The organism is Variovorax sp. GW821-FHT09D05, assembly GCF_059416325.1.
On sequence record NZ_JBWKOZ010000004.1, the window covers coordinates 196,948 to 221,771 of the forward strand.

The 24,824-nt window shown below is 68.5% G+C and carries 23 protein-coding genes; 11 read left to right on the forward strand and 12 right to left on the reverse strand.

Features of this window, described 5'->3' with window-relative positions; translation table 11 throughout:
- Positions 1 to 16 precede the first annotated feature (16 nt).
- Positions 17 to 937: a LysR family transcriptional regulator gene (locus AC07O3_RS12180; RefSeq protein ID WP_093075707.1), complete on the forward strand. Its 921-nt coding sequence runs from the start codon at positions 17 to 19 to the stop codon at positions 935 to 937.
- Positions 934 to 1,923 carry a Bug family tripartite tricarboxylate transporter substrate binding protein gene (locus tag AC07O3_RS12185; RefSeq protein ID WP_495339421.1) on the forward strand — a complete coding sequence of 330 codons (990 nt, stop codon included), beginning with the start codon at positions 934 to 936 and terminating at the stop codon, positions 1,921 to 1,923. Before AC07O3_RS12180 ends, AC07O3_RS12185 begins: the two co-directional genes overlap by 4 nt.
- Here AC07O3_RS12185 and AC07O3_RS12190 read toward each other — a convergent pair whose 3' ends face one another.
- Positions 1,924 to 2,487: a putative glycolipid-binding domain-containing protein gene (locus AC07O3_RS12190; RefSeq protein WP_495339422.1), complete on the reverse strand. Its 564-nt coding sequence runs from the start codon at positions 2,485 to 2,487 to the stop codon at positions 1,924 to 1,926. It abuts the gene before it with no gap.
- Between the two features lie 95 nt (positions 2,488 to 2,582).
- On the opposite strand from AC07O3_RS12190, the gene AC07O3_RS12195 reads away from it, so the two are divergent.
- The 5 genes from AC07O3_RS12195 to AC07O3_RS12215 all read left to right on the forward strand — a co-directional run bounded on the left by AC07O3_RS12195 (position 2,583) and on the right by AC07O3_RS12215 (position 7,235).
- Complete coding sequence (locus AC07O3_RS12195; RefSeq protein WP_495339423.1) at positions 2,583 to 3,107, forward strand: C4-dicarboxylate ABC transporter substrate-binding protein; 525 nt, start codon at positions 2,583 to 2,585, stop codon at positions 3,105 to 3,107.
- Positions 3,108 to 4,595, forward strand: a complete 1,488-nt coding sequence (locus AC07O3_RS12200) for a TRAP transporter large permease subunit (protein ID WP_495339424.1) — start codon at positions 3,108 to 3,110, stop codon at positions 4,593 to 4,595.
- Between the two features lie 30 nt (positions 4,596 to 4,625).
- Positions 4,626 to 5,231, forward strand: coding sequence for a YiiX family permuted papain-like enzyme (locus AC07O3_RS12205; RefSeq protein WP_495339425.1), 606 nt, complete (start codon positions 4,626 to 4,628; stop codon positions 5,229 to 5,231).
- A gap of 119 nt (positions 5,232 to 5,350) precedes the next feature.
- A complete protein-coding gene (locus tag AC07O3_RS12210) occupies positions 5,351 to 6,544 on the forward strand; it encodes a Y-family DNA polymerase (protein WP_093049081.1) in 1,194 nt (397 codons plus the stop codon).
- Positions 6,545 to 6,551: 7 nt separating this feature from the next.
- Positions 6,552 to 7,235, forward strand: a complete 684-nt coding sequence (locus AC07O3_RS12215; RefSeq protein WP_495339426.1) for a TIGR02117 family protein — start codon at positions 6,552 to 6,554, stop codon at positions 7,233 to 7,235.
- Between the two features lie 10 nt (positions 7,236 to 7,245).
- On the opposite strand, the gene AC07O3_RS12220 is transcribed toward AC07O3_RS12215, so the two are convergent.
- Positions 7,246 to 8,289, reverse strand: coding sequence for a purine-nucleoside phosphorylase (locus tag AC07O3_RS12220; protein ID WP_495339427.1), 1,044 nt, complete (start codon positions 8,287 to 8,289; stop codon positions 7,246 to 7,248).
- 121 nt (positions 8,290 to 8,410) lie between these two features.
- Between AC07O3_RS12220 and AC07O3_RS12225 the strand changes: the two genes are divergently transcribed.
- Positions 8,411 to 9,619: a DNA topoisomerase IB gene (locus AC07O3_RS12225; protein WP_495339428.1), complete on the forward strand. Its 1,209-nt coding sequence runs from the start codon at positions 8,411 to 8,413 to the stop codon at positions 9,617 to 9,619.
- Here AC07O3_RS12225 and AC07O3_RS12230 read toward each other — a convergent pair.
- From AC07O3_RS12230 to AC07O3_RS12245, 4 genes are all read right to left on the reverse strand, one after another.
- Entirely contained in the window at positions 9,562 to 10,242 is a 681-nt protein-coding gene (locus tag AC07O3_RS12230; protein WP_093049069.1) for a hypothetical protein, read from the reverse strand. The two genes, AC07O3_RS12225 and AC07O3_RS12230, sit on opposite strands and share 58 nt — an antisense overlap.
- A 111-nt stretch (positions 10,243 to 10,353) precedes the next feature.
- Complete coding sequence (locus AC07O3_RS12235) at positions 10,354 to 11,883, reverse strand: class I adenylate-forming enzyme family protein (RefSeq protein ID WP_495339429.1); 1,530 nt, start codon at positions 11,881 to 11,883, stop codon at positions 10,354 to 10,356.
- A 3-nt stretch (positions 11,884 to 11,886) separates the two neighbouring features.
- A complete protein-coding gene (locus tag AC07O3_RS12240; protein WP_495339430.1) occupies positions 11,887 to 12,873 on the reverse strand; it encodes a Bug family tripartite tricarboxylate transporter substrate binding protein in 987 nt (328 codons plus the stop codon).
- Positions 12,874 to 12,916: 43 nt separating this feature from the next.
- Complete coding sequence (locus AC07O3_RS12245; RefSeq protein ID WP_495339431.1) at positions 12,917 to 15,244, reverse strand: acyl-CoA dehydrogenase family protein; 2,328 nt, start codon at positions 15,242 to 15,244, stop codon at positions 12,917 to 12,919.
- Positions 15,245 to 15,351: 107 nt separating this feature from the next.
- Here AC07O3_RS12245 and AC07O3_RS12250 point away from each other — a divergent pair, with 107 nt between their 5' ends.
- From AC07O3_RS12250 to AC07O3_RS12260, 3 genes are read left to right on the forward strand one after another with little or no spacing between them, the layout of a single operon-like run.
- A complete protein-coding gene (locus AC07O3_RS12250) occupies positions 15,352 to 16,134 on the forward strand; it encodes a citryl-CoA lyase (RefSeq protein WP_093075722.1) in 783 nt (260 codons plus the stop codon).
- 28 nt (positions 16,135 to 16,162) lie between these two features.
- Positions 16,163 to 17,326 (forward strand): acyl-CoA dehydrogenase family protein, encoded by a 1,164-nt coding sequence (locus AC07O3_RS12255; RefSeq protein ID WP_495339432.1) that lies wholly within the window; start codon positions 16,163 to 16,165, stop codon positions 17,324 to 17,326.
- A 14-nt stretch (positions 17,327 to 17,340) separates the two neighbouring features.
- Positions 17,341 to 18,705 (forward strand): MmgE/PrpD family protein, encoded by a 1,365-nt coding sequence (locus AC07O3_RS12260; RefSeq protein ID WP_495339433.1) that lies wholly within the window; start codon positions 17,341 to 17,343, stop codon positions 18,703 to 18,705.
- 6 nt (positions 18,706 to 18,711) lie between these two features.
- On the opposite strand, the gene AC07O3_RS12265 is transcribed toward AC07O3_RS12260, so the two are convergent.
- From AC07O3_RS12265 to AC07O3_RS12290, 6 genes are all read right to left on the reverse strand, one after another.
- Positions 18,712 to 19,419 carry an arylmalonate decarboxylase gene (locus AC07O3_RS12265; protein ID WP_093049049.1) on the reverse strand — a complete coding sequence of 236 codons (708 nt, stop codon included), beginning with the start codon at positions 19,417 to 19,419 and terminating at the stop codon, positions 18,712 to 18,714.
- A gap of 214 nt (positions 19,420 to 19,633) precedes the next feature.
- Positions 19,634 to 20,620 carry a Bug family tripartite tricarboxylate transporter substrate binding protein gene (locus AC07O3_RS12270; RefSeq protein WP_495339434.1) on the reverse strand — a complete coding sequence of 329 codons (987 nt, stop codon included), beginning with the start codon at positions 20,618 to 20,620 and terminating at the stop codon, positions 19,634 to 19,636.
- Between the two features lie 36 nt (positions 20,621 to 20,656).
- Positions 20,657 to 21,811: a mandelate racemase/muconate lactonizing enzyme family protein gene (locus tag AC07O3_RS12275; RefSeq protein WP_440533646.1), complete on the reverse strand. Its 1,155-nt coding sequence runs from the start codon at positions 21,809 to 21,811 to the stop codon at positions 20,657 to 20,659.
- 104 nt (positions 21,812 to 21,915) lie between these two features.
- Complete coding sequence (locus tag AC07O3_RS12280) at positions 21,916 to 22,803, reverse strand: LysR family transcriptional regulator (RefSeq protein WP_495339435.1); 888 nt, start codon at positions 22,801 to 22,803, stop codon at positions 21,916 to 21,918.
- 13 nt (positions 22,804 to 22,816) lie between these two features.
- Complete coding sequence (locus tag AC07O3_RS12285; RefSeq protein WP_093049037.1) at positions 22,817 to 23,707, reverse strand: LysR family transcriptional regulator; 891 nt, start codon at positions 23,705 to 23,707, stop codon at positions 22,817 to 22,819.
- 79 nt (positions 23,708 to 23,786) lie between these two features.
- On the reverse strand, positions 23,787 to 24,716 hold the full coding sequence (locus AC07O3_RS12290; RefSeq protein ID WP_495339436.1) for an SDR family NAD(P)-dependent oxidoreductase: 930 nt from the start codon (positions 24,714 to 24,716) through the stop codon (positions 23,787 to 23,789).
- Between the last annotated feature and the right edge of the window lie 108 nt (positions 24,717 to 24,824).

Sequence of the window (24,824 nt, forward strand, 5' to 3'; positions counted from 1 at the left end):
TTCATACGAAAAAAATATGGATATACGGGCACTGCGCTACTTCGCCGCCGTCGCGGAGACCGGCCACATGACACGCGCGGCCGAGCAACTGGGCATCCAGCAGCCGCCGCTCAGCCAGCAGATCAAGGCGCTGGAACGCGAGCTGGGTGTGCTGCTGTTCCGCCGCCATCCGCGCGGCGTGGCCCTCACCGACGCGGGCCGCCTCTTTCAGACCGAGGCGCTGCGCATGCTGCAGGACATGGACGCCATGAAGCAGCGCATGGTGCGTGTAGCCAAGGGCCAGGCCGGCACGCTCGCAGTCGGCTTCACCAGCTCGGCCGCGGCGCACCGCTTCATGCCCGAGGCGCTGCGCGAGTTCCGCCGCGCGTACCCGGCGGTGGAGCTTCAGCTGCGCGAAGACAACGCCGCCGAACTCACCGAAGCGCTGGCCGCGGGCCGACTGCACTGCGGCCTGCTGCGCGTGCCGGTCGCGCGGCCCGAGGGGCTGGTGTTCGAGACGCTGCTGCGCGAGCCAGTGCTCGTTGCCATGCCCAGCGACCATCGCTTTGCCCTCGGCCGCAACAAGGCCTCGCGCCCGCTGCCGCTCGCGAAGCTGTGCGAGGAAGGCATCATCCTCGTGCGCCGCCCCGGCGCGCCCGGCCTCTATGCCGACCTGCTCGCGCTGTGCCACGCCAAGGGCCTGCGCCCGCGCGTGGTGGCCGAAGTCGATCGCATGATGACCAACCTGAACCTAGTGGCTGCCGGAGTCGGCCTGTCGGTGGTGCCGGCCTCGATGACCGGCGTGCACGCGCACGCCATCGCCTATGCGCGGCTGGCCGATGGCGGCCAGCTCGATGCGCCGCTCACACTGGTGTCGCGCGTCGAGGAAGACAACCTGCCCGCGCAGCATTTCGCGGAGCTGCTGCGCAGGTTGGCTGTCGAAAATCCTGGGTCATGAGCTTGCTGCGGCGTCGTCATTTCATCCAGCGCGCGGGCGGCGCGCTCGCGGCGATGTGCGCGCTGCCGGAGGTGTCGCATGCCGCGCCATGGCCGAGCCGCCCGGTGCGCCTGATCGTGGTCTACCCGCCCGGCGGCGTGAGCGACGGCATGGCACGCGTGCTGGCGGAGCCTCTGGCGCAGTCGCTGGGCGTGCCGGTGCTGATCGAAAACCGTCCCGGCGCGGGCGGCAGTCTCGGCATGGATGCGCTCGCGCGCGCAACGCCCGACGGCTGCACACTGGCCTTCTCCGCCATCAGCCCGCTCACGCTGCACCCGCTGCTGGCGCGCGTGCCCTACGACCCGCAGCGTGCCTTCGTGCCCGTGGCCAGCGTGATGCGCACGCCGGTGCTGGTGGTGGGCACGCCGGCCTTCACAGGGCACGGCTTTGGCGAGCTGATCGCGCAGGCACGCCGGCAGCCGGGCGAGGTGCGCTGGGCCACCTCGGGCGTGGCGACCATCGGCCACCTGGTGCTGGCGCAGGTGCGCGTGCAGAGCCGCACCGACATCACGCACATCCCCTACCAGGGCGGCGGGCCGCAACTCAACGATGCGCTGAGCGGACAGTTCGAGGTGCTGTCGACCAACGTCGCGGCGCAGCAGCTTCAGTACATCGAAGGCGGGCGCTTCCAGGCGCTTGCAGTCGGCGCGCCTGCACGCATCGAGGCACTGCCCGCGGTGCCCACGCTCGCGGAGCTGGGCTTCGAGAAGGCGAACCGCGATTCGCTCTTCGGCATCTTCGCGCCTGCGCGCACGCCGGTGGCGGTGGTGCAGCGGCTCAATGCGGAGATCAATCGTGTGCTGGACAGCAGCGTGGTGCGTGCGCGGCTGCGTGGGGCCTACAACCTGCCGGCTGGTGGTGGCACCGACGATTTCGCGCACGAGATTGCGGTTGATCGACGGCGCAATCGCGAACTGGTCGCGGGCGACCGCTCACAGTTCGACTGATTACTTCTCGGCGACCCAGAGCCTCGGGTAGTCGCGCACGAAGCCGTCTTCCGTCACGCTCAACGTCGCCGCATAGTCGAAGCGCTTGGCCTCGTAGGCGTATTCGGTATCGCTGCGCCGTTCATATCGCTGCGCCAGTTCGCTCAGCACGCCACCACCATCCAGATCGACCCAGGCCGCCGGAGCATCGGCGCCCTCGCCCTTCGCCAGGTTGAGCCGTCGCAACTGCAGCAGGTTGGTTGCAGGCGTGAAGCCCAGGTCGAGATCGACGCAGTGCGACAGGTCGGGCACCGCCTCGTCGTTGAGTTTCCAGTGGCCGCGCGCGTCGCGGGCAATCGACAGATCGACGGCCACGTCGCCCAGCCAGCCGCGCACGGTGCCCCATTGGGTGTGCCAGTGCAGGTCGCAGCGCACGCGGTAATGCAGTTGGCCGATGCGGCCGTCTTCCTGTCGGAACACGGCCGCGCCATCGAGTTGCCAGGCCGTGGCATTGCGTTCTAGACGGCAGGCGTCGTGGCCCGGTACATCGAGCCTGCGCCAGAGGATGGAGGCGACTGTTTGCATGGCGCGGATGATGGCACCGGCATGCTGCACCGCGCAAGCAATGACCCGCGCGGCCGCAGGTGGTGGTCAGGTTCCGGGAAGACTATCGGCGTCGCATGACGCCGCCACCTGCCGATCTTCCAGCCCCTCCCCCGCCGCCGGCGCCGCGCTGGCTCGACTGGATCGACCGCGCGGCGATGCCCTTTGCCATCGCAATCGCCCTGCTGCTGTTCGCCCAATGGCCGCTGCGCGACCTGGCCGGCTCAGGCAACGGCCCCACGCAGGCCAACGACCTTGCGCAATGGCTGTTCGCGCTGTATGTGGCCGTGGCGCTGCGGCACGCCGGGCGCCGCGGCGCGCACCTCGTGGCGCGGCCCGACCTGGCTGCCGACACCAGCGGGTGCTTTGCACGGGCGCGCCGCATCGGGGCGGCGCTGTGCTTGCTGCCGTGGGCGCTGTTCCTGATCGTGACGGCCACGGTGCCGGTGTGGCGCTCGGTGGCCGCGTTCGAGCTGTTCCCCGACACCTTCAACCCCGGCTATTTCATGATCAAGGTGGCGCTGCTGCTGCTCGCGGTGTTGCTGGCGGTGCAGAGCGCGCTCGATCTCCTGCGCGAACTGCGCCATCCACGCGGGCACTGAATGGCCTGGCTCGGACTCGCCCTGCTCGCGCTGGCCCTGGCGCTGATGATGACCACCGGCTGGCCGACCTATGCCGTGCTGCTCGGCGTGTGCACGCTGGGCGCTGTGGCCGGGCTGGCGCTGGGCGCGTTCGATGCGGCGCTGCTGCAGAACCTTCCGTGGCGCATCGTCGGCCTGCTGGAGCACGACCTGCTTCAGGCGCTGGCGCTCTATGCGCTGGTAGGCGCGCTGCTCAACCGGCTGGCACTGGCCGAGCACCTGTACAACGGCTTGCGCAAGGCGCTGGCCTTCGTCGCGCCGCGCGCCGCATCGGAGCTGGCCGGCATGGTGCTGGGGCTGATGCTCGCGCCGATGAACGGCTCGGTCGGCGCCAGCCTGCTGACGCTGGCGCGCACGGCCGGCAAGGGCTGGGCAGCCGAAGGCCTGCCCGCGGCACAACGCACCGCGCTCGTGGCCGTGACCAGCACGCTGGGCGTGATCGTGCCGCCATCGCTTGTGCTTCTGCTGCTCGGCGACGCGATGCTGCGCGCCCACTCCGAGGGCGTGAACATGGCGCGCACGCTGGCGCTGCCCACCGCTACCGCCAACCGCATCGTCAACACACAGGACATCCTCCAGGCCGCACTGGTGCCAGCAGCGGCGCTGCTGCTTGGCTGGCTCGCAGTCGCGTGGTTCGGCGCCCGGCGCAACAAGCCCGCCGCCACTGCAGCACCGCGCGAGCCGATGCAGCCGCGTGAAGGCTGGACGCTGCTGCTCGTGCCCCTGCTGATCGGCGCTTTGCTCGTGCTGGTCACGCTGGGCAGGGTGCGCGCGGTCGAGGGCGCGGCCGCCGCCTGCGTGCTGCTGCTCGGCTGGGGCCTCGTGTCGCGCCAGCTCACGCGGGCGGTGCTGTGGCGGGTGCTCGACGATGCGATGGCGCTCACCGGCGCGCTGTATGCGCTGCTGGTGGCCGCCACCACTTTCTCGCTGCTGCTGCGCGGCTTCGGCACCGACGGGCTGATCGCGCGGCTCATGCTGTCGCTGCAGGGCCACCCCATGGTCGGACTCATGGCGGTGCTGGCCGTGCTGCTGGCCTGCGCCTTCGTGCTCGACGCCTTCGAGCTGATCTTCCTCATCGTGCCCATCGTCATGCCGCCGGTGCTCGCCCAACTCGACGACGCCGCATGGATCGCCACGCTGACCCTGCTGGTGCTGCAGGCCGGCTTCCTGCTGCCGCCTTTTGGCTATGCGCTGGTGCTGGCACGCGGGCAGGTCGCGCCGCGCCCGCCGGTGGCTGCCGTGGCGCGGGCACTGGCGCCTTACCTGGCGGTGCTCGCCACCGTGACCGCGCTGGTGATGGCGCTGCCCGAGACCACGCGCTGGCTGCGCACCTCGCCAACCGCGCTCGCGCCCGCCGAGCCGATGAACGATGAAGCGGTGGACCGCCTGATGCGCGAGATGGCGCCGCCCGACACCGGCGACAGCGCCGCTCCACCAGAGGAGAAATAGCGCCGCGGCGTGCCGCACAATGCGCGGCGTATGACATTCAAGCTCCCCGTCGCGCTCGCGCTCGTCCTGTCCTTCAGCGCCAGCCATGCGGCGGCGTTGAAAGACGGCGACATCATCTTCCACACCTCGCGTTCGGCGCAGAGCATCGCGGTGCAGCGCGCCACCGGCTCGCGCTACAGCCACATGGGCATCGTGCTGTTGCGGGGCGGCAAGCCTTATGTGTTCGAGGCGGTGTCGACGGTGCGCTACACGCCGCTTGCGCAATGGACCGCGCGCGGCAACGGCGGGCACTACGTGGTGAAGCGGCTGCGCAATGCCGACACGCTACTGACACCGGGCGCGGTGGCCAAACTGCGCGCGGGTACCTCTGACTTCGAAGGGCGGCCCTACGACCTGACCTTCGAATGGTCCGACAAGCGCATCTACTGCTCCGAACTCGTGTGGAAGCTCTACCAGCGCGCGCTGGGCGTGCGCATCGGCGAGCTGCAGAAGATCCGCGAATTCAGCCTGGGCGACCCTGCGGTGCGCGCCAAGATGCGCGAGCGCTATGGCGACAAGGTGCCGATAGACGAGCCGGTGATCTCGCCGGTGGCGATGTTCGAATCGCCGCTGCTCGTGGCCGTCGAAACCCGCTGACCGGATCTCCCCCGCGCGGGCACACGCCGCCCGACCGCGAGACAATCGTGGCCGTGAGTTCACAGACCCAGCCACCGTCACCTACGACACCGCCGATCCGCCGCATCGCGCACCTCGACATGGACGCCTTCTACGCGTCGGTCGAGCTGCTGCGCTATCCGCAGCTCAAGGGCCTGCCGGTGGTGATCGGCGGCGGGCGGCGGCGCGTGGACGAAGCCATCCGCAACCTGCCCGAGGGCGGCACACTGGCCGACATTCCGGTCGAGTCCTTTCCGCTGCTGAAGGACTACACCGGCCGCGGCGTGATCACCACCGCCACCTACCCGGCGCGGCAGTTCGGCGTGGGCTCGGCCATGGGGCTCATGAAGGCGGCCAAGCTGTGCCCGCAGGCCATCATCCTGCCGGTGGACTTCGACGAGTACCGGCGCTATTCGCGCGCCTTCAAGAACCTCATCCTGGAGGTCGCGCCGCTCATGGAAGACCGCGGCGTGGACGAGGTGTACATCGACTTCACCGACGTGCCCGGCGGCCAGCGCGACGGCGGGCGCTCGCTGGCACGGCTGCTGCAAAAAGCCATCTTCGATGCCACCGGCCTGACCTGCTCGATCGGCGTGGCGCCCAACAAGCTCATCGCCAAGATGGCGAGCGAGTTCAACAAGCCCAACGGCATCTCCATCGTCTACGAGGACGATCTCGAATCGCGCATCTGGCCCCTGCCCTGCCGCAAGGTGAACGGCATCGGCCCCAAGGCCGACGAGAAGCTCAAGCGCTTCGGCATCGAGACCGTAGGCCAGCTCGCGGCGCGCGACCGCGACTGGCTCATTGCCACCTTCGGCAAGGCCACCGGCGCATGGATGCACGAGGTGGCCTGGGGCCGCGACAACCGCCCGGTGGTGACCGAGAGCGAGCCCGTGTCGATGAGCCGCGAGACCACCTTCGACCGCGACCTGCACGCGGTGCGCGACCGCGCCGAGCTGGGCGCGATCTTCACGCAGCTGTGCGAGCAGCTCGCCGCCGACCTGCAGCGCAAGGGCTACGTGGGCAAGACCATCGGCATCAAGCTGCGTTACGACGATTTCAAGATCGCCACGCGCGACCAGACCATCGACCGCTTCACGGACGACGCGAAGACCATCCGCCACACGGGCGGTCTGTGCCTGAAACGCGTGCCGCTGGAGCGCCCGCTGCGCCTCCTGGGCGTGCGTGTGGGCGCGCTGGCAAAGGCGGGCAGCCCCGAGGCGCTGGCGCCCGCCGGGGCCGGTGCGCATCGCGCCGCGTCGGAACCGGCGGCGACCACCGCGTCGCTGTTCTGAACACGCCATGGTGAAACGCTGGCTGCGGCGCATCGCCTTCACGCTGCTGGGCTTCGTTGCACTGGTCGGCCTCTACGTGGCCACGGCCTGCGTGCTGGTGTTCTGGCCGGCCAATGCGAAGCCATCGAACGATGCGACCGCCGACGTACAGGCCTGGGTGCTGAGCAACGGCGTGCACACCGACTACGTGTTCCCCATCCGATCGGCCACCGTCGACTGGCTCCAGGTGTTCCCGCTGAAAGACTTCAAGGCGCCGCCGCCCGATGCCGAGTTCATCGCCATCGGCTGGGGCGACCGCGAGTTCTACCTGAACACGCCCACCTGGGGCGACCTGACGGCGGCGCGCGCTTTCGGGGCTCTGTCGGGCGGCAACCGCGCGCTGATGCATGTGAGCTACCTGCGGCGCAACCAGCTGGGGCGCGGCGCCTACAGCCTGCCGCTCTCGCAGGCGCAGTACGCGCAACTGGCCGGCTACGTGCGCGCCGCGCTGCCCTCGGGCCAGGCCACGCCCATTGCGGGCGCGCACTACGACAGCCAGGATGCCTTCTACGAAGCCGAAGGCGGCTACAACCTCTTCGAGACCTGCAACACCTGGACTGGGCGCGGGCTGCGGCGCTCGGGCGTCACCGTCAGCCGCTGGACGCCCTTCGACTTCACGGTGACGTGGCACCTGAAGCCGGTGCGGCCCTGAGCGACGAAGCTCAGGGCTTGGGCACGCCGGCCGACCACTGCGGCCAGTTCGCAACGATGTGATCGACCACGCGGCTGCCCACCAGCTCGATGTTTTCCACCGTCTCGGCAAAGCCGCCGGCCGTTTCGCCTGGCGCCGGGTCCAGGTGCTGCAGCGTGGTTTCCTTCGGGCTGCCCTGATCGAAGTTGACGGCGCCGCGCAGGCTCATCACGCGGTCGGTGCCGTGGGTGCGCTTGATCACGAGGGTGATGGCGGCGGCTTCCATTTCGGTGATGACGTAGTCGTCGGCACCGTAGAGCTTGGCGATGTACTGCGCCTGCTTCGACATGCCGGGGCCGTGGAAGAAGGTGTCGCCGGTCATGTGCGTGCCGGTACCTACGAAGGGCGCGCGGCGGGCCGCGGCGTCGGGGTAGCGCAGGCGGTACTTGCGGGCCGAGTCGGCGTCTTTCAGTGGTGTGTCGGCCGAGAGCTTCATGGCCCAGCCCACGAGGTCGGGGTTGAGCTTGAAGCGGCGGTATTCCTCGTAGCCCTTGCGCGGCATGAAGGTCGGCTCGCCGGGCTTGTTCTCTTCGGGTGCCCAGCGGTGGCCCAGGTCGTAGTCGACCAGCCAGGTGGCCCAACTCACTTCGCCGATGGTGCCGCGCGAGGGTGGCGTGCCGGCCACGCCCGAGATCACGTAGTAGCTCTGCGAGAAGTCGAACTGCGGGTTCAGCAAGATGGCCTGCATCGACGACGACGAGTTGACCTTGCCCATGCCGAGCACCGCGCCGCACACGCCGTCGGCGTTGCAGTACACGGGCTGCAGTGCGCCGGGCACCGCAATGGGCTTGGCGCCCTTCCAGTAGCGCTCGTACCAGTGCTGGAACTCGCCGGCGCGGTCACCGGTGTTCTGGCCGATCTCGAACATGGCGGCGACGAAGACCTTGACCTTCACGGGCGCAGCCGGGGCAGATGCGGTCGGGGTCGAAGTGGAAGCACAGGCCGTGAACAGCAGCGCCGCGGCGGGCACGGCCAGCCAGCGGGCGGTGAAAAGGGAGGACTTGAAAGAAGTCATTCTGGAACCCGTTAAGAAGGACAAGGACGGCAGGACAAGGACAACAAGCGCGCCCGGCGTCCTACAACCGCCGATTGTCGGTGCTGGCAAAAGCGCGATGTAACGCCATCACGCAAACACCATGCCGGACTCTTCCACTCCTGCAAAGCCTCCGTCAAAGCCGACGCCCATCGCCAACGGCCTCGTCTACGTGAACCCCGACATGCCCGGCATCCGCCGCCTGAAGCACGGCGAGCGCTTTCGCTATCGCGATGCCAAGGGGCAATGGCTGCGCGACGTGGACGAGATCTCGCGCATCCGCATGCTGGCCATTCCGCCGGCCTACACCCAGGTCTGGATCTGCCCGCTGCCCAACGGCCACCTGCAGGCCACCGGCATCGACGCACGCGGGCGCAAGCAATACCGCTACCACGCCGACTGGCGCTCGATGAAAGACGAGACCAAGTTCGACCGCCTCGAAGCCTTCGCGCTCGCGCTGCCGCGCATCCGCGCCCGTGTGGCGCGCGACCTGCAATTGCCAAGGGGCCAGAAGGCGCCGGGCCGCAGCCAGGTGCTCGCGGCGGTGGTGCGCCTGCTCGACACCACGCTGCTGCGCGTGGGCAACGAGGAATACGCGAGCAGCAACGGCTCCTACGGCCTCACCACGCTGCGCAACCGGCATGCGGCCGTGCAGGGCCAGGCCCTGCGGCTGCGCTTTCGGGGCAAGAGCGGCGTGATGCACGAGGCGAAGCTCGACGACCCGCGCGTGGCCAGGGTGGTACGGCAATGCCAGCAACTGCCGGGGCAGGCGCTGTTCCAGTACGTGGACGAGGATGCAGAGGGAGGCGGAAATGGCGAACTGCGCAGCGTCTCGTCCACCGACGTGAACGACTACCTGGCCGAAGCCGCGCAGGGCGAGCGCTTCACCGCGAAGGATTTCCGCACCTGGCACGGCACCGTGCAGGCGCTGGAACTCACCCGGCTGGCCTGCGAGCCGGGCCGCACCGCTGCCGACGGCACTCGCTACAGCGCAAAGGACATCCTCGCGGCCGTCGCCAGGCAACTCGGCAACACGCCCGCAGTCTGCAAGAAGGCGTACGTGCACCCGGCCGTGCTGGCACTGGGCAGTGCGCTCTCGGAGGGCGACGAAGCCACCGGCGCACTGTTCGAAAGGATCGCCGGGCACGGCACGGCCAGGCCATCGCGTGGGCTGCATGCGGCCGAACGGCGGCTGCTGGCCTTCCTGCGAGCGCCACGGGGGAGGCATGCGGCGCGAGGCCGCAGCAGCAAGACTCAGTTGCCGGTCGCGAGCACGAGGCGCACGCTGTCGCCATCCAGCGCCACGGCGTAGCCAAGGTCTTCAGCCAGGTTCTGCAGCGCGACGGCGTCGATGGCCAGGGCGCGCGGTGCGCGGTGCGCATCGAGCACGGCGGGCGTGCCGCCAGGTTCGCGCGGCAGGGCCGTGAGGCGCAGTGCATTCGCACCATCTGCCTCGACGCGGATCGCCCCCGCCTCGGCCGCACCGTCGTGCAGGTACCCCAATGCCCCGAGGAACAGATAGCGCAGGGCCGCCGCGGCAGGCCAGCGGTGCTCGTCTTCCTGCGGATCGAGCGAGGCATCGGCGTCGAGCGACACGCCGTGCAGATCGAAGGCCGAGCGCATCAGCGCCACGCATTGCGCCACCAGCGCGCTGCGGGTGATGCCGTCGTCGGTGGTGGCCAGTTCCCAGTCGCGCAGCGAGCGGACGGCTTCGATCAGCTCCGACACCTGGTTGTCGATCAGCGCCACCCGCTCTTCGCAGGCCACGGCGTCGATGGTGGCGGCGCCAACCTGCCGCTTGAGCATCAGCAGCGCCATGCGGATCACCGAGACGGGCGCCGCCATGTCGTGCCGCAGGGCGGGCAACGCACGTGTGAGCAGTTCGTGGCGCACGCCGGCGGCGATCCAGCTGCGCGCACTGGGCGAGGCCTTCATTGCGCAGCAGCCACGGGCGTCGGGTTCATCGGCACGGTCACGAGGTACTTCCTGAAACGGGGGAGTTAACAAGTATCGTGCCCGCCTCTGGGCGCGGGTGTAGGAGCGTGCCTACGATGGCCCCGCCCACCGGTTGGGAATGTCCGGAAACGGCGTGCAGCGCGCCTGCAACTCGCGCTTGAGCAGCTTGCCGTTGGCCGTGGTCGGCATCGCGTCGATCACCTCGATGCGGGCCGGGCGCTTGTAGGGCGACAGATGCTCGACAAGGTGCGCGCGCAGAGCCGCCTCGTCGAGCACCGCGCCGGGCTTCAGCTCGACGAAGGCGACGACCTGCTCGTTGCCGTCGGCCTCGGGCACGCCGACCACCGCGCACAGGTGCACGCCGTCGAAGCGGCCGATGACCGCCTCGATTTCCGCCGGGTACACGTTGAAGCCCGAGCGGATGATCATTTCCTTCAGCCGGCCGACCACGAACAGCGCACCGTCGCTGTCGAAGCGCCCGAGATCGCCGGTGGCGTACCAGCCGCGGGGGCGCATCACCTGCGCCGTGGCGGCGGCATCGCGGAAGTAGCCGAGCATGAGGCCGGGTCCGCGCAGCCAGATCTCGCCGGTATCGCCGGGCGCGGCGTCATTGCCGTCGAGGGTCACGATGCGGGCCTCGCCGCCTTCCACCGCGTAGCCCGCCGAAGTGTCCGCGCGCGGCGACTCGGTGCGCGTGAGAAACACCGAGCCCGCGTACTCCGACAGCCCGTAGCCATAGTGCAGCGGCTGGCCGAACAACTGCTCCACGCGCCGCTTGAGCGCCGGATCGAGCGGCGCCGAGCCGGTATAGACGTAGCGCAGCTGCGGAAAGCGCGGCGCCACGCCCTCCGCCTCGATGTGGGCCAGCAGGCGCGCATACATCGTCGGCGGCCCGAGCAGGTTCGACACCTGCTCGTGCGCCAGCGCCTGCAGCATGTCGGCCGGCGAGAAGCTGCCGCGCAGCACCAGCGCGGCACCGCCCGTGAGCGCGGCCATCAGCACCGTGCCGATGCCGAAGATGTGCGTCATCGGCAGGAAGGCATAGGCGCGGTCGCGCTCGCTCAGGGCTCGCACCTGGGCCGAAACGCGGCCAAAATGAAGCAGGCCGCGGTGCGACACCATCACGCCCTTGGGCGTGCCCGAGGTACCGGAAGTGAAGATGATGGCGGCCGTGTCGGCCAATGCCGGGTCGGGTTCGGTGCGTGCTTCGGCACGCACGGCCGAGCGCATCACGCCTTCGAGTGCGGAAGGCTCTGCACCGGCTCTCTGCGCATGCCTTTCAGCAGCTTCGGATACCCCGGTCGTGAAGTAGCAAAGCCGTGCATCCGCACGCTCCGCAATGGCCGTGATCTCGCCCGGCGACATGCGCGCATTCACGCCGCACGACCACGCCCCGACGCGGCTGCAGGCCATGAGCAGCGCGATATGCGCGGCGCAGTTCTCGGCCACCAGCACCACGCGGTCGGTCGGCCGCACGCCGGCGGCCAGCAGGTCGCGCGTGGCGGCATCGACCATCGATTGCAGCGCCGCATACGTCGTCGTCCCAGCGGGTTCGAAAAGAAAGACAGCCTCCGGCGTGTGAGCCGCGCGTGCCTCCAACAACTGATGAATCTTCTGCATCGCCTATTCCGCCTCGATGCCCTTGGACGCCGTCGCCCAGAGCTGGCGATCTGACCTGCCCTTCGTCGCCAGCAGGTCGGCCGCACCAGACCACACGTCGTAGCCCTGCTCGCGCAGCCGGTGCGCGATGTCTTCGCGCGCCAGCATCTTTTGCGCGGCGGCGTTCATGCGCGCGACCAGCGCAGGGTCCATGCGCGCCGGGCCGTAGAGGCCGAACCAGCCGCCCACGTCGTAGCCGGGCACGCCCGACTCGATCATGGTCGGCACATCGGGCAGCATGCGGTTGCGCTGGCGCGAGGTAACGGCCAGTGCGCGCACCTTGCCCGTCTGGATGAAGGGCTTCGAGGTGGCGATGATGTCGAACATCATGGTCACGGTGCCGCCCATCACGTCGGCGAGCGCCGGTGCACTGCCTTTGTAGGGCACGTGCGTCAGCTGCACGCCGGTCATCTTCTCCAGCAGCGCACCGCTCAGGTGGTTGGACGCGCCCACGCCCGCCGAGCCATAGAACACCTTGCCCGGCCGCGCCTTCGCGTAGGCCAGCAACTCGGCGAGGTTGCGCACCGGCACTTCGTTGTTGACGACGAGCACGTTGGTGTAGTCCACCAGCGGCGCGATGGGCGTCAGGTCCTTCATCGGGTCGAAGGCCATCCTGCGCTGCACGTTCGGGTTGATGGTGATGGTCGGGCTCGCGCCGAAGAACAGCATCGTGCCGTCGGGCGCGGCCTTGGCGACCGCGTCGCCGCCGAGCGAGCCGCTGGCGCCGGGACGGTTGTCGACGATGACCTGCGTGCCCAGCTCCTGGCTCAGCGCGGGTGCGAGCAGGCGCGCGGCGCCATCGACCGGGCCGCCTGCGGAATAGCCGACGACGAGCTTGATGAGCGGCGGCAAGGGCTGCTGCGCGAAAGCACGGTGCGGCAATGCGGCCAGCGCCGCGCTGCCTGCCATCGCGGCCATGAGGTGTCGGCGCGAGAAGTGAGTCGATGTCATGAGCGTTGTCTCCTGTTGTGTATTTCTTCGTCGGCTACATCGCTCAGGCCGGCAGGTCGAGCACCTGCCGCGCGAGGATGTTGCGCTGTATCTCGTTGGTGCCGCCGTAGATCATTGCGGCGGTGGAGCCGATGAGCGGAGAGAGCACGTTGAAGCTCTGCCCGTCGAGCAACTGGTCGCCGGCCACGGCACCCTGCTCTTCGCCCGCCTCGACCAGCAACGCGCCGATGCGGTGATAGGTCTCGCTCGCCCAGATCTTCAGCAGCGACACTGAAGCCGGCAGCGGCTTGCCCGCACGCACGATGTTCGCGAAGCCCGTGTAGGCGGCCGACAGGTCGAGGACGTCGAGCCGCAGCGCAGCGAAGCGCTGCGCGAACACCGGGTCGGCAAACAGGCGCCGCGCCTGCGCCAGCCGCGCCAGTTGGCCCAGCGCGTACTGCGACTGCTTGGGGCTGCCCAGGAAGATGCGCTCGAAGCCCAGCAGCGCCTTCGCAATGGTCCAGCCGCCATGCAGCTTGCCCACGAGGTTTTCTGCCGGCACGCGCACGTTGTCGAAGAACACTTCGCAGAACTCGGGCTCGCCGGCCAGCGTATGAATCGGCCGGATGGTGATGCCCGGCGTGCGCAGGTCGCACAGCAGGAAGCTGATGCCCTCCTGCTTGCGTGCGTCCTTGTCGGTGCGCACGAGCATGAAGATGTGGTTGGCGTCCTGCGCGAGCGTGGTCCAGATCTTCTGGCCGTTCACGACGAAGTGATCGCCCTGCGCATCGCGCGCGGGCAGCGCCTCGGTGCGCAGGCCCGCGAGGTCGGAGCCGGCGTTGGGCTCCGAATAGCCCTGGCACCAGACATGCTCGCCGCTCAGGATGCGGAGCAGAAAGCGCTGCTGCTGCTCGGGCGTGCCATGCTGGATGAGCAGCGGGCCGATCATCACGATGCCCTGGTCGGGCGCGCGCGCCACGCCGTGCTGCTCCAGCTCCTCGATCCACGCGATGAGCTTGTCCGCCGGCAGGCCCATGCCGCCATGCGCCTGCGGCCACGCGGGCGCGATCCAGCCTTGCGCCGACAGCGTGAGATACCACTCGCGCATCTCGCTCCAGCGCGCGCGGTGCGAGAGATAACGCAGTTGCGGCGGATAGCACTGCTGCAGGAAGGCGCGCACCATGCTGCGGAAGTCGGCCTCGGGCATGGCGGACCAGTCGGCGGTGCGCGGGAACTCACCCTGCCACTCGGCCGCACCCGCCGTGGCTTCCGCATAGCCCGACAGCGACGCATGCCGGCGCTGATGCGCGCTGACGTTACCCAGCCAGGCCGAGAGACACAGCACACGCTTGTAGAACAGGCTCAGGTCGCACTCCTGCGTGTAGCCGATGGCGCCATGCAACTGCACCGATGCTCGCGACGCCTGCAGCGCAGCGGCTGTGCAGCGCGCGTTGACGCGACTAGCCTCGGCTTCGATCCGGTCCGCCGGCAAGCCCTGTGCGGCCAAGGCCAGCACCTCGTTCAGCGTGGCCTGCGCCACTTCGAGGTGGATGAACATGTCGACGCAGCGGTGCTGCAGCGCCTGAAAGCTGCCGATGGGCTTGCCGAACTGCGAGCGCGTGCGCAGGTAGGCCAGCGTCTGCGCCAGCATGGCCTGCCCCGCGCCCAGCAGCTCGGCCGATTGCAGGATCTGGCCGGCCGCAAGGGCATGGCGCAACGCATCCTGCGCGGCCGGGCCTTCGGCCAGCACTGCGCCGGGCGGCAACGCCACTTGCTCGAAGCGCAGGTTCGAGGCCTGGCTGCCATCGACCAGCGGCACCAGCGTTTCGGTCACGCCTTCGGCGCCGCGTGGCACCCACAGCAGCACCGCGTCGTCTTCGCCGCGCGCCGACACCAGCCAGCCGCTGGCGGCCGCGCCGGGCAGCACCATGAGTTTTTCGCCTTGCAGCAGCACGCCGCCTGTGTGCCCGGGCCGTACTTCGCAGCCGCAGGCCAGCGGCACCGCACTCAGGTCGCCGGCGCTTTCCTGCCATGCCAGCGCGGGCAGGCTGCGGCCCGCGACCAGTTCGGCCAGCAAGGCATCCGCGCCCGGCGTGCCGAGCCGTGCCAGCAGCAGCGCGCTGAGGCCGGCCACGGCCAGCAGCGGCTCGGGCGCCACATGCTCGCCCGCAGCCCGCAGGATTTCCGCCGCGCCGTCGAGGCCCAGCGCGAGGCCGCCGGCCGATTCGGGCGCCAGCATGCCGGGCCAGCCCAGCGCGGCGATGCCGCCCCAGCCGTCGGCCTCGTCGGCACCGGGTTGTTCCATGCATGCGCGCCGCCGCTGGATAGCGCGGCTGCGAACGAAGTAGTCGAGCGCCGATTCGCGCACTGCCGAAAGTGATTCAAGATCCATCGCCGCAGCGTGCCTGAAGACCCCGCGAGCGAGCATTTGCATTTGCCGAAGGGAGGGTTTCGCAATCAGAGAACCACCCCGCGCGAGGGCGGGCTAGATTCGCTGCCATGACGAAAATCAAGAAATCCCTGCACACCGAGCTGGGCCACAGCACGCCCGACAAGATCACCGTGCGCGGGCGCGACCTGCCTTCGGAAATCCTTGGCCACCTGAATCTCGGCGACATGGCCTTCCTGGAGCTGACAGGGCGCATCCCGACGCCGCAGGAATCCGTCACCTTCAACGCCATCGTCGTCACGCTGGTGGAGCACGGCATCACGCCCAGCGCGCTGGCTGCTCGCCTCACTTATGCGGGCGCACCCGAAGCACTGCAAGCCGCCGTGGCTGCCGGCCTTTGCGGCCTGGGCACGGTGTTCGTCGGCAGCACCGAGGGCGCCGCGAAGATGCTCTACGAAGCGATTCCCTTCGGCGAGAAGCCCACGCGCCCGCTCGCCGACATGGCGAAAGACATCGTGGCCGACCATCGCGCGCGCAAGCAGATCGTGCCGGGCCTTGGCCATCCGCTGCACAAGCCCATCGACCCGCGCACGCCGCGCCTGTTCCAGATCGCGGCGGAGAACGGGCTCTCCACGCACTACGTCGCGCTGATGCAGGCGGTGCAGGAAGAAGCCGAGCGCGTGTCGGGCAAGTCGCTACCGATCAACGCGACCGGGGCCATCGGCGCCATTGCGGCCGAGTTCGGCTTTCCGTGGAAGATCATTCGCGGCTTCGGCGTGATGGCGCGCGCCATCGGCCTCGTGGGCCACATCCTGGAGGAGATCGACGACCCGATGGCCATCGAGATCTGGCAACGCGTGGAGAAAGAAGCCGGCGGCCCCCGCCTGGACTGACTGAGCAACGACCGATGAACAACGACCGATGAACAACGCCAACGACAAGAACTTTCCCGACATTCGCGACGCCGTGCGCGACCTGTGCGCGCAGTTTCCCGATGCCTACTTCCGCAAGATCGACGAGGCGCGCGGCTACCCCGCCGAATTCGTCGACGCGCTCACCAAGGCCGGCTGGATGGCCGCGCTGATCCCGCAGGAGTACGGCGGCTCGGGCCTGGGGCTGACCGAGGCCTCGGTGATCATGGAAGAAATCAACCGCTGCGGCGGCAACTCCGGCGCCTGCCACGGCCAGATGTACAACATGGGCACGCTGCTGCGCCACGGCAGCGAGGCGCAGAAGCGCAACTACCTGCCGAAGATCGCCAACGGCGAGCTGCGCCTGCAGTCGATGGGCGTGACCGAGCCCACCACCGGCACCGACACCACGAAGATCAAGACCACGGCGGTGAAGAAGGGCGACCGCTACGTCATCAACGGCCAGAAAGTGTGGATCTCGCGCATCCAGCATTCGGACCTGATGATCTTGTTGGCGCGCACCACGCCGCTGGCGGACGTGAAGAAGAAGTCCGAAGGCATGTCGATCTTCATCGTCGACCTGCGCGAGGCCATCGGCAAGGGGCTCACGGTACAGCCCATCCTGAACATGGTGAACCACGAGACCAACGAACTGTTCTTCGAGAACCTCGAGATCCCGGCCGAGAACCTGATCGGCGAGGAAGGCCAGGGCTTCAAGTACATCCTCGACGGGCTCAACGCCGAGCGCACGCTGATCGCGGCCGAATGCATAGGCGACGGCTACTGGTTCATCGACCGCGTGACGGCCTACACCAAGGAGCGCGTGGTGTTCGGCCGGCCCATCGGCCAGAACCAGGGCGTGCAGTTTCCGATTGCCGAGGCGTTCATCGAAGTGGAAGCAGCCAACCTGATGCGCTACGAGGCCTGCCGCCTATTCGACGCGCACCAGCCCTGCGGCGCGCAGGCCAACATGGCGAAGTACCTTGCGGCCAAGGCGAGCTGGGAGGCGGCGAACGCGTGCCTGCAGTTCCATGGCGGCTTCGGCTTTGCGTGCGAATACGACATCGAGCGCAAGTTCAGGGAGACGCGGCTGTACCAGGTGGCGCCGATCTCGACCAACCTGATCCTGAGCTACGTGGCTGAGCACATGCTCGGCCTGCCCCGTTCGTTCTGAAGGACTTCATCGCCATGAACCCAGTCGACCATCCGAGCAAGGTGCTCGCGACCTTCGCCGCTGAACTGCAGTTCGCTGACATCCCCGCCCCCGTGCTGCGCCGCACCGAAGACCTGATGCTCGACTGGCTGGGCTCCGTGCTCGCGGCCCGCACCGCACGGCCGGTGCGCAGCATCGAACGCTTCGCGCAGATGATGGGCCCCGCCGACGGACCCAGCGAGATACTGACCTCGCGCCGCACCAGCTCGCCAGTGTTCGCTGCGTTGGTCAATGCAGCGGCCTCGCATTTCGTGGAGCAGGACGATGTGCACAACGGCTCGGTGTTCCATCCGGCCGCCGTGGTGATTGCGCCTGCGCTGGCCGTGGCGCAGAGCCTCGGCGCGAGCGGCGCACAGCTGCTGACGGCCGTGGTCGCGGGCTACGAGGTGGGCATCCGCGTCGGCGAATTCCTCGGCCGCTCGCACTACAAGACCTTTCATACGACCGCGACTGCAGGCACGCTCGCAGCCGCCGCTGCGGTGGGCCGTTTGCTGGACCTCACGCCGCAGCAGATGCTGCACGCCTTCGGCTCGGCCGGCACGCAGTCGGCCGGCGTGTGGGAGTTCCTGCGCGACGCGGCCGATTCCAAGCAGCTGCACTGCGCGCATGCGGCAGCGAGCGGGCTGATGTCGGCCTACCTCGCGCAAGACGGCTTCACCGGCGCCGCGAAGATCCTCGAAGGCGCGCAGGGCCTGGGCGTCGGCATGTCGAGCGACGCCGACCCTGCGAAGCTCACCGACGGCCTCGGCACGCGCTGGACGCTGGCCGAGACCTCCTTCAAATACCACGCCTCCTGCCGTCACACCCACCCCGCCGCCGACGCGCTGCTGCAGGTGATGACGCAGAACAAGCTGAAGCCCACCGACGTGTCTCACGTGACCACGCACGTGCATCAGGGCGCCATCGACGTGCTGGGCCGCGTGACCGTGCCGGCCACCGTGCACCAGGGCAAGTTCTCGATGGGCACGGTGCTGGGCCTGATAGCAGTGCACGGCCGCGCGGGCCTAGGCGAGTTCGATCGCGACTTTCTCGCGCCCGAGGTCTCGGCCTTTCGCGACAAGGTGGCTATGCAGCTCGACGAAGAAGTCGATACCGCCTACCCCGCACGCTGGATCGGCAAGGTCAGCGTGCAGACCCAAGACGGTCGCACGCTGCAAGGTCGTGTGGACGAACCCAAGGGCGACCCCGGCAACAGCCTGGACCGCGCGGAAATCGAGGACAAGATGCAGCGCCTGGCGCACTACGGCGAAGGCGTGACGGCAGAAGAAGCGAAGGCGCTGTGCCAGCGGGTCTGGCAACTGGCCAATACGCCGCGCGTGGGGCGCTGGCTTATCGGCTGAAGCGGCTCAGGCGAACAGGCGTCCCTGGCCGGGCACGCGCGGATCGAGCCCGGCGGTGCCGACGAGGTCCCAGAAGCCTGCGGGCGAACTCGAGACCACGGGCACCCGCAGGCGCGCTTCGACTTCGCGCACCGCATCGAGCGTGACCAGCCCGCCGCAAGAGATGAGAATGCCGTCGGCGCCGGGCTGGGCATCGAAGACCTTCAGGCACAGATCGACCAGCACCTGCGTCGGAACTTCGCCCACGGCCTTCACGTCGGAGATGGAAAGGCCTTCGAGCGCGAGGGGTTCGAAGTCGCTCTGTTCCAGGTACTTGCGCAGGTGCAGGTTGACTTCGTCGATGTACGCGGTGGCCACCGCCACGCGCCGCACTCCGAGGTGACGCAGTGCGCCGACGATGGCGTTGCTCATGGTGGTGCAGGGCAATCCAGTGGCACGCGCCATCTCGACTTCGAGTTGCCGGTTGAAGGCCGCACCGCGAAAGAAGCTCAGCGAGGTGCCCATGAGCGAGACCGCGCTCACGCCCTCCTCCTTGAGCGCCACGGCTTTCTCGACCACGGAGTCGATGACGTCGAGATAACCGCGTGTCGAGATTTCTCCAAGGCCCAGGCCTTTGGCACTGAAGCGGATGCGTTCGCCGTAAAGCAGCGGGCCGTCTACCGGCACTTCGCCGGCTGCGGGGGGGACGATCAGGCCCAGGTGAGGTGTGGTCATTTCGATGGCTCCATGCTTTTTTTGGCTCTTGTTTCGGGGTAGGTGCACAGGGCGCCGGACGTGCTGTCGGTTTGCGGCTGATTAACCAGTGCTCTGAACGATCACGACGGCGGGGTGCCTTGCGCAGCGAAATAAAGGAGGAGGGGCGAAGCCCCGGGGGACATTCGCGGAGCAAGGTACCCCGTCGGCGTGAGCGCCCCACGAACAAAAAAACTCAATTCCCCTCAGCCACGATGCGCTGATCAGAAATGATCTTCTTCCACCGAGAAGTCTCCGCAGCCATGTCCTTCCCAAGCTGCGAAGGCGTTGCATAGGCACGCAGCGTGCCCTGCGCCGCGGCAGCCGTGCCGGCCTCCGGCGTATCGAGCACCGACTTCACCGCAGCCGACAGCTTCTCGACCACATCGTTCGGCGTGCCCGCGGGTGCCAGCACAAAGATGCGCGGCGCCACATCGAACCCCGGCAGCGCATCGGCCAACGGCGGCACGCTCTCCGCGCCTTCCAGCTTGGCCGTGTTCATCAGCGCCACCGCGCGCAGCTTGCCCGCCTTGGCCTGCGCCATGCCCGCCGTCGCGCTCACCACGCCAAGAGGAATCTGCCCGCCGATCACGTCCGGCACGATCTGCGCGGCGCCGCGGTACGGCACATGCACCACCGAACTGCCGGTGGCCTGCTTGAGCATCTCGAAGCCCAGATGCTGCACCGTGCCGACACCCGACGTGGTATACGAATAGCGCGAGGCATTGGCCTTGAGCTCCTTCACCAGCTCGGCCGGCGTCTTCGCGGGAAAGTCGCTGTTGGCGACGATCATCAGCGGCGAGATGAAGGCGCCCGCCACCGGCTTGAAGCTGGTGAGCGGATCGATGCCGATCTTCGGCTGCAGCAGCTTGGCAATGAGCAAGGCGCTGTCGCCCATCATCAGCGTGTAGCCGTCGGGCGGCGCCTTGGCGACGAACTCGGCCGCGATGAGCCCCGTGGCGCCGGTGCGGTTCTCCACCAGCACCTGCTGGCCCAGCACGGCCGACAGGCGCACGCCGAGCAGGCGGGCCACCGCATCGACACCGCCGCCGGCCGAATAGCCGACCACGAGGCGAATCGGCTTGTCGGGGTACTTCTGGGCCCAGGCCACGGGCGCCGCGAGGGTGAACGCACCCGCAAGGCCCAGGGCCACTGCCGCGCGAATCGCTTGTCTGGCTTTCATCGTGTCTCCGTCTTATTTTTTGATTCGCAGGGCGGCTCAGGCCTTGCCCTTGCCGTGCGAGGTCGGCAGTTTCGCCAGCTCTCGCACGCGATCGGCATTGGGCGCGAAGCCCAAGCCCGGCGTCTCGGGCAGAGTCAGCCAGCCCTGCTCGGGCACCGGCAGGCCGTCGAAGATCTGCTTGAGCATCTGCACCGCGACGTAGTGGTACTCGACCAGCCCGCCGTTCGACACGCCCGCATGCAGATGCATGTTGTGGAAGGGCCAGGCGCCACCGTTGTCGATGGGCACGTTGAAAGCCTGCGCCATGCCCGCGATCTTCAGGCACTGCGAGTAGCCGCCCGAGATGGTCACGTTGGGCTGCAGCACGTCGGCTGCCTGGTTCACCAGCAGATCGCGGAAGCGGAAGGCCAGCCCCTCGTTCTGGCCGCAGGCGAGCGGAATACGGGTGCGCGCGCGCAGCTGTGCCATCTGGCGCACGTCGTTCTGCGTGAGCGGCTCCTCGAAGAAGCTGATGCCGTAGGGCTCGATGCGGTGTGCGAGTTCGGTAGCATGGAACAGGTCGAGACCGCAGTTGGCGTCGACATACAGCTTCACGTCGGGGCCCACGGCCTCGCGCACAGCGGCGACGCGGCGCACGTCTTCGGCGATGACTTCGTCAAGCGGACGCGGCTCGTCGCGGCGCGCGAGTGCGTGGTTGCCGACGGTCATCTTCAGGCGCTGGAAGCCCTGCGAAACCCACAGCTTCGCGGCGGCCGCGAGCTGGTCGCGCTCGAAGAAGCCGAAGCCGAAGGTGGCGTACACCGGCACCTTGGCGCGCGCGCCGCCGAGCAGGCGCCACAGCGGCTGGCCCAGCGCGCGGGCCTTGATGTCCCACAGCGCGATGTCGAGCGCTGCGATGGCATGACTGGCGTAGCCGGTCTGGCCGCGCGGCGAGAGCAGCCAGTAGAGCTTGTCCCACAGGCGTTCGGTGGCCATCGGGTCTTCGCCGATCAGCGCGGGGCCCGCCACCTCGCGCACGGCTGCGGCGACGATTTCTTCCTCGGTGATGGCAGTCATGCCGTGGCCGACGAGGCCGGTGTCGGTCTCGATCTCTGTGAGGCACAGCGACAGCGATGTCTGCTTGTTCAGGCCGACCACGTCGATGGTGACGGGAATGTTCAGCGGCGTGGCGCTGACGCGAACGATCTTCAAGGGTGTCTCCTTTGCTCTTGCTGCGCGATTCTTTGCGCGCAAGCCGCGAGAGAACAATTCGTTTTTGGCGGGCGCGAGGCTTCGCGCAGCGCGAAGCCTCGTGCTCAGTCTGGCCGGCCGAGGTGCTCCAGCACCGAGCGCGCAGCCACGGTCAAATCTTGCTGCCTGCGCACGCACAGCAGGTGGCGACGCATGGCCCAGGGCGCATCGAGCTTCAGGCAGCGCAGCTTCAGTATCTGCAGCTGCGGCAGGATGGCCGCATAGGGCAGCACGCCGATGCCCACGCCCTGCTCCACCATGCGGCACACCATGTCGAAGCTGCCCACCTGCATGCGCACCTTAAGCGGCACCTGCGCCTCCAGCGCAGCGGCCAGCAGCACGCGGTGCAGGGCCGTGCCTTCGCGCACCACGATATGGTCGTGGCGCAGCACCTCATCTACATTGATGCGCTTGCGCCGGGCCAGTGGGTGGTCGCGCGCGATCACCACGGCCAGCTCGTCGTTGCGGTAGGGCAGGCATTCGAGGCCGTCGGCGGACGTGTTGCCCTCGATCACGCCGATGTCGGCCAGGCCTGCCTGCACGGCCTTCACCACCTCGGTGCTGGCGCGCTCCTGCAGGTCGATCTTCAGCACCGGGTGCAGCCGCAGGAAGGAGCCGATCTGCGCCGGCAGAAACTGCGCGATGGTCGATGCATTGGCCGTGATGCTGACCACGCCCGCCACGCCGTTCTGGAAATCGTCCAGCTCGGCGCCGAGCCGGTCCATGGCCGAGAGCACCGCGCGCGCATGCAGCAGCAGGCCATGCCCCGCCGACGTGAGCGTGACGCCGCGCGCATGGCGCACCAGCAGCGGCAGCCGCGCGCGGGCTTCAAGATCGGAGATTCGTTTGCTGGCCGCCGCGAGCGCGATATGGCAGCGCTTGGCGCCCTCGCTGATGCTGCCGTGATCGGCCACGGCCACGAACAGGCGCAGCGACTTCAGGTCGGCGGACATGACGGCCGCGCCCTCAATGCGCGACGAGGTGGTCGAACAGCTCGCGCGCCGAGGCTGGCAGCTGCTCGCGGTTGCGCGCGATCAGCTTCAGCTCGCGCTCGGCCCATGCATCGCTGAGCGCCACGGTCGAGATGCGCATCGCCATCGATAACCGCTGCGCAGAAGACGCCGGCAGCACGCCGACCCCCACGCCCGCCTCGATCATCAAACAGATGGCTTCGAAGCTGCTGACCTGGATGCGCGGGTTGAAGCCCCGCCCCGCCAGCTCGGCGCGGCGCTGCAGGAAGCGGTGGATGGCGCTGCCGTGATGCAGGCCCACGTGCTGCTCGTCTAGCGTGTCGGCAAAGGCCACTGAAGACGCGCCCGCGAGGTGGTGCGTGGTGGGCACGACCAGCACGAGCTGGTTGCTGCCGAACGGGCGTGCATCGAAGTCGCCCGTGTGCACGTCGCCGGCGAGGATGCCGATGTCGGCCTCGCCGTCTGCCACCGCACGCACGATCTCTTCGCTCAGGTATTCGCGCAGGTCGACCTGCACGGCCGGATGTTGCGTGAGAAAGCCGGCCAGCTTCTGCGGCAGGTACTCGGTGATCGAGGTGGTGTTGGCGAACACGCGCACATGGCCCTTGATGCCCTTGCCGAAGTCCTGCATGTCGCAGCGCAGGTGCTCCATCTGCTGCATCACGCGCTTGGCGTGGTACAGCACCGCCTGCCCCGCGGCAGTGAGGCTCACGCCCTGCGCACTGCGGTGCAGCAGCTTGCCGCCCACGGCCTCTTCCATCTGCTTGATGCGGGTGGAGGCGGCGGCCAGCGAGATGCAGGCCTTCTCGGCGCCGCGCGTGAGGCTGCGCGCGTCCGCCACGTAGACGAACAGTTTCAGGTCGAACAGGTCGAAATGCAGGTTCACCGGGCGCGGGCATCAAAGAGGAAGGGAACGCGCATTGTCCGGCGAATGGTGCCGTGCGTACCCTCTTGCGGGTTTCTCCTCAGACCGGGTCCCAGCTGAACACGTCGGCCGAGCGGTCCAGCGGGAAGAAGCTGGCGCGCATCGCGGGCATGGCGTGCTCGGCGATGCTCTGCGGCGTCCAGCCTTCGGAGCGGTGGATGGAGCGCACCGGGCGCGGCTGGCTGATGAGCGAGATCTCGTTGTTGCGCACCGAAAAGATCTGGCCGTTGACCGCGCCGGCCGCATCGCTCGCAAGGTAGACGGCGAGCGGCGCGACCTTGGCAGGCGTCATCTGCTTGATCTTGTCGACGCGGGCGCGCTGCTCGTCGGTGTCGGTGGGAATGGCGCCGATCATGCGGCTCCAGGCAAAGGGTGCAATGCAGTTGGAGCGCACGTTGAATTTCTGCATGTCGAGCGCAATCGACTTCGACAGCGCCACGATGCCGAGCTTGGCGGCCGAGTAGTTGGCCTGGCCGAAGTTGCCGATGAGGCCCGAGGTCGAGGTCATGTGCACCAGCGCGCCCGAGTTCTGCTCCTTGAAATGCGTGGCTGCCGCGCGGCTCACGTAGTAGGAGCCGTACAGGTGCACCTTGAGCACCGAGTCCCACTCGTCGACCGACATCTTGTGGAAGAAGCGGTCGCGCAGGATGCCAGCGTTGTTGACTACCACGTCGATGCGCCCGAAGCTGTCGACCGCGCACTGCACGATGCGCGCCGCGCTGGCGGCGTCGGCCACGTTGTCGGCGTTGGGAACAGCCTGCCCGCCGGCCGCGCGGATCTCGTCGACCACCTGCTGGGCCGGGCCTGCGCTGCGGGTTGGGCCGCCGCCTTCGGCGTCGAGTGCGCCATCGAGCGCGGCGCCGATGTCATTGACCACCACCTTCGCACCGTGGGCCGCCATGGCCAGCGCAATGTCGCGCCCGATGCCGCCGCCCGCGCCCGTGACGACGACCACTTTTCCTTCAACCATGTTTGTCTCTGCTCCGGATGTTCGCCCGCGGGTTCGCGGGCGAATTTCAGAATGCCACAGGCGGGGCAGGAGCGGGTTTCGGGTTTCCGAAGAGGGGCTTAAGGGCTG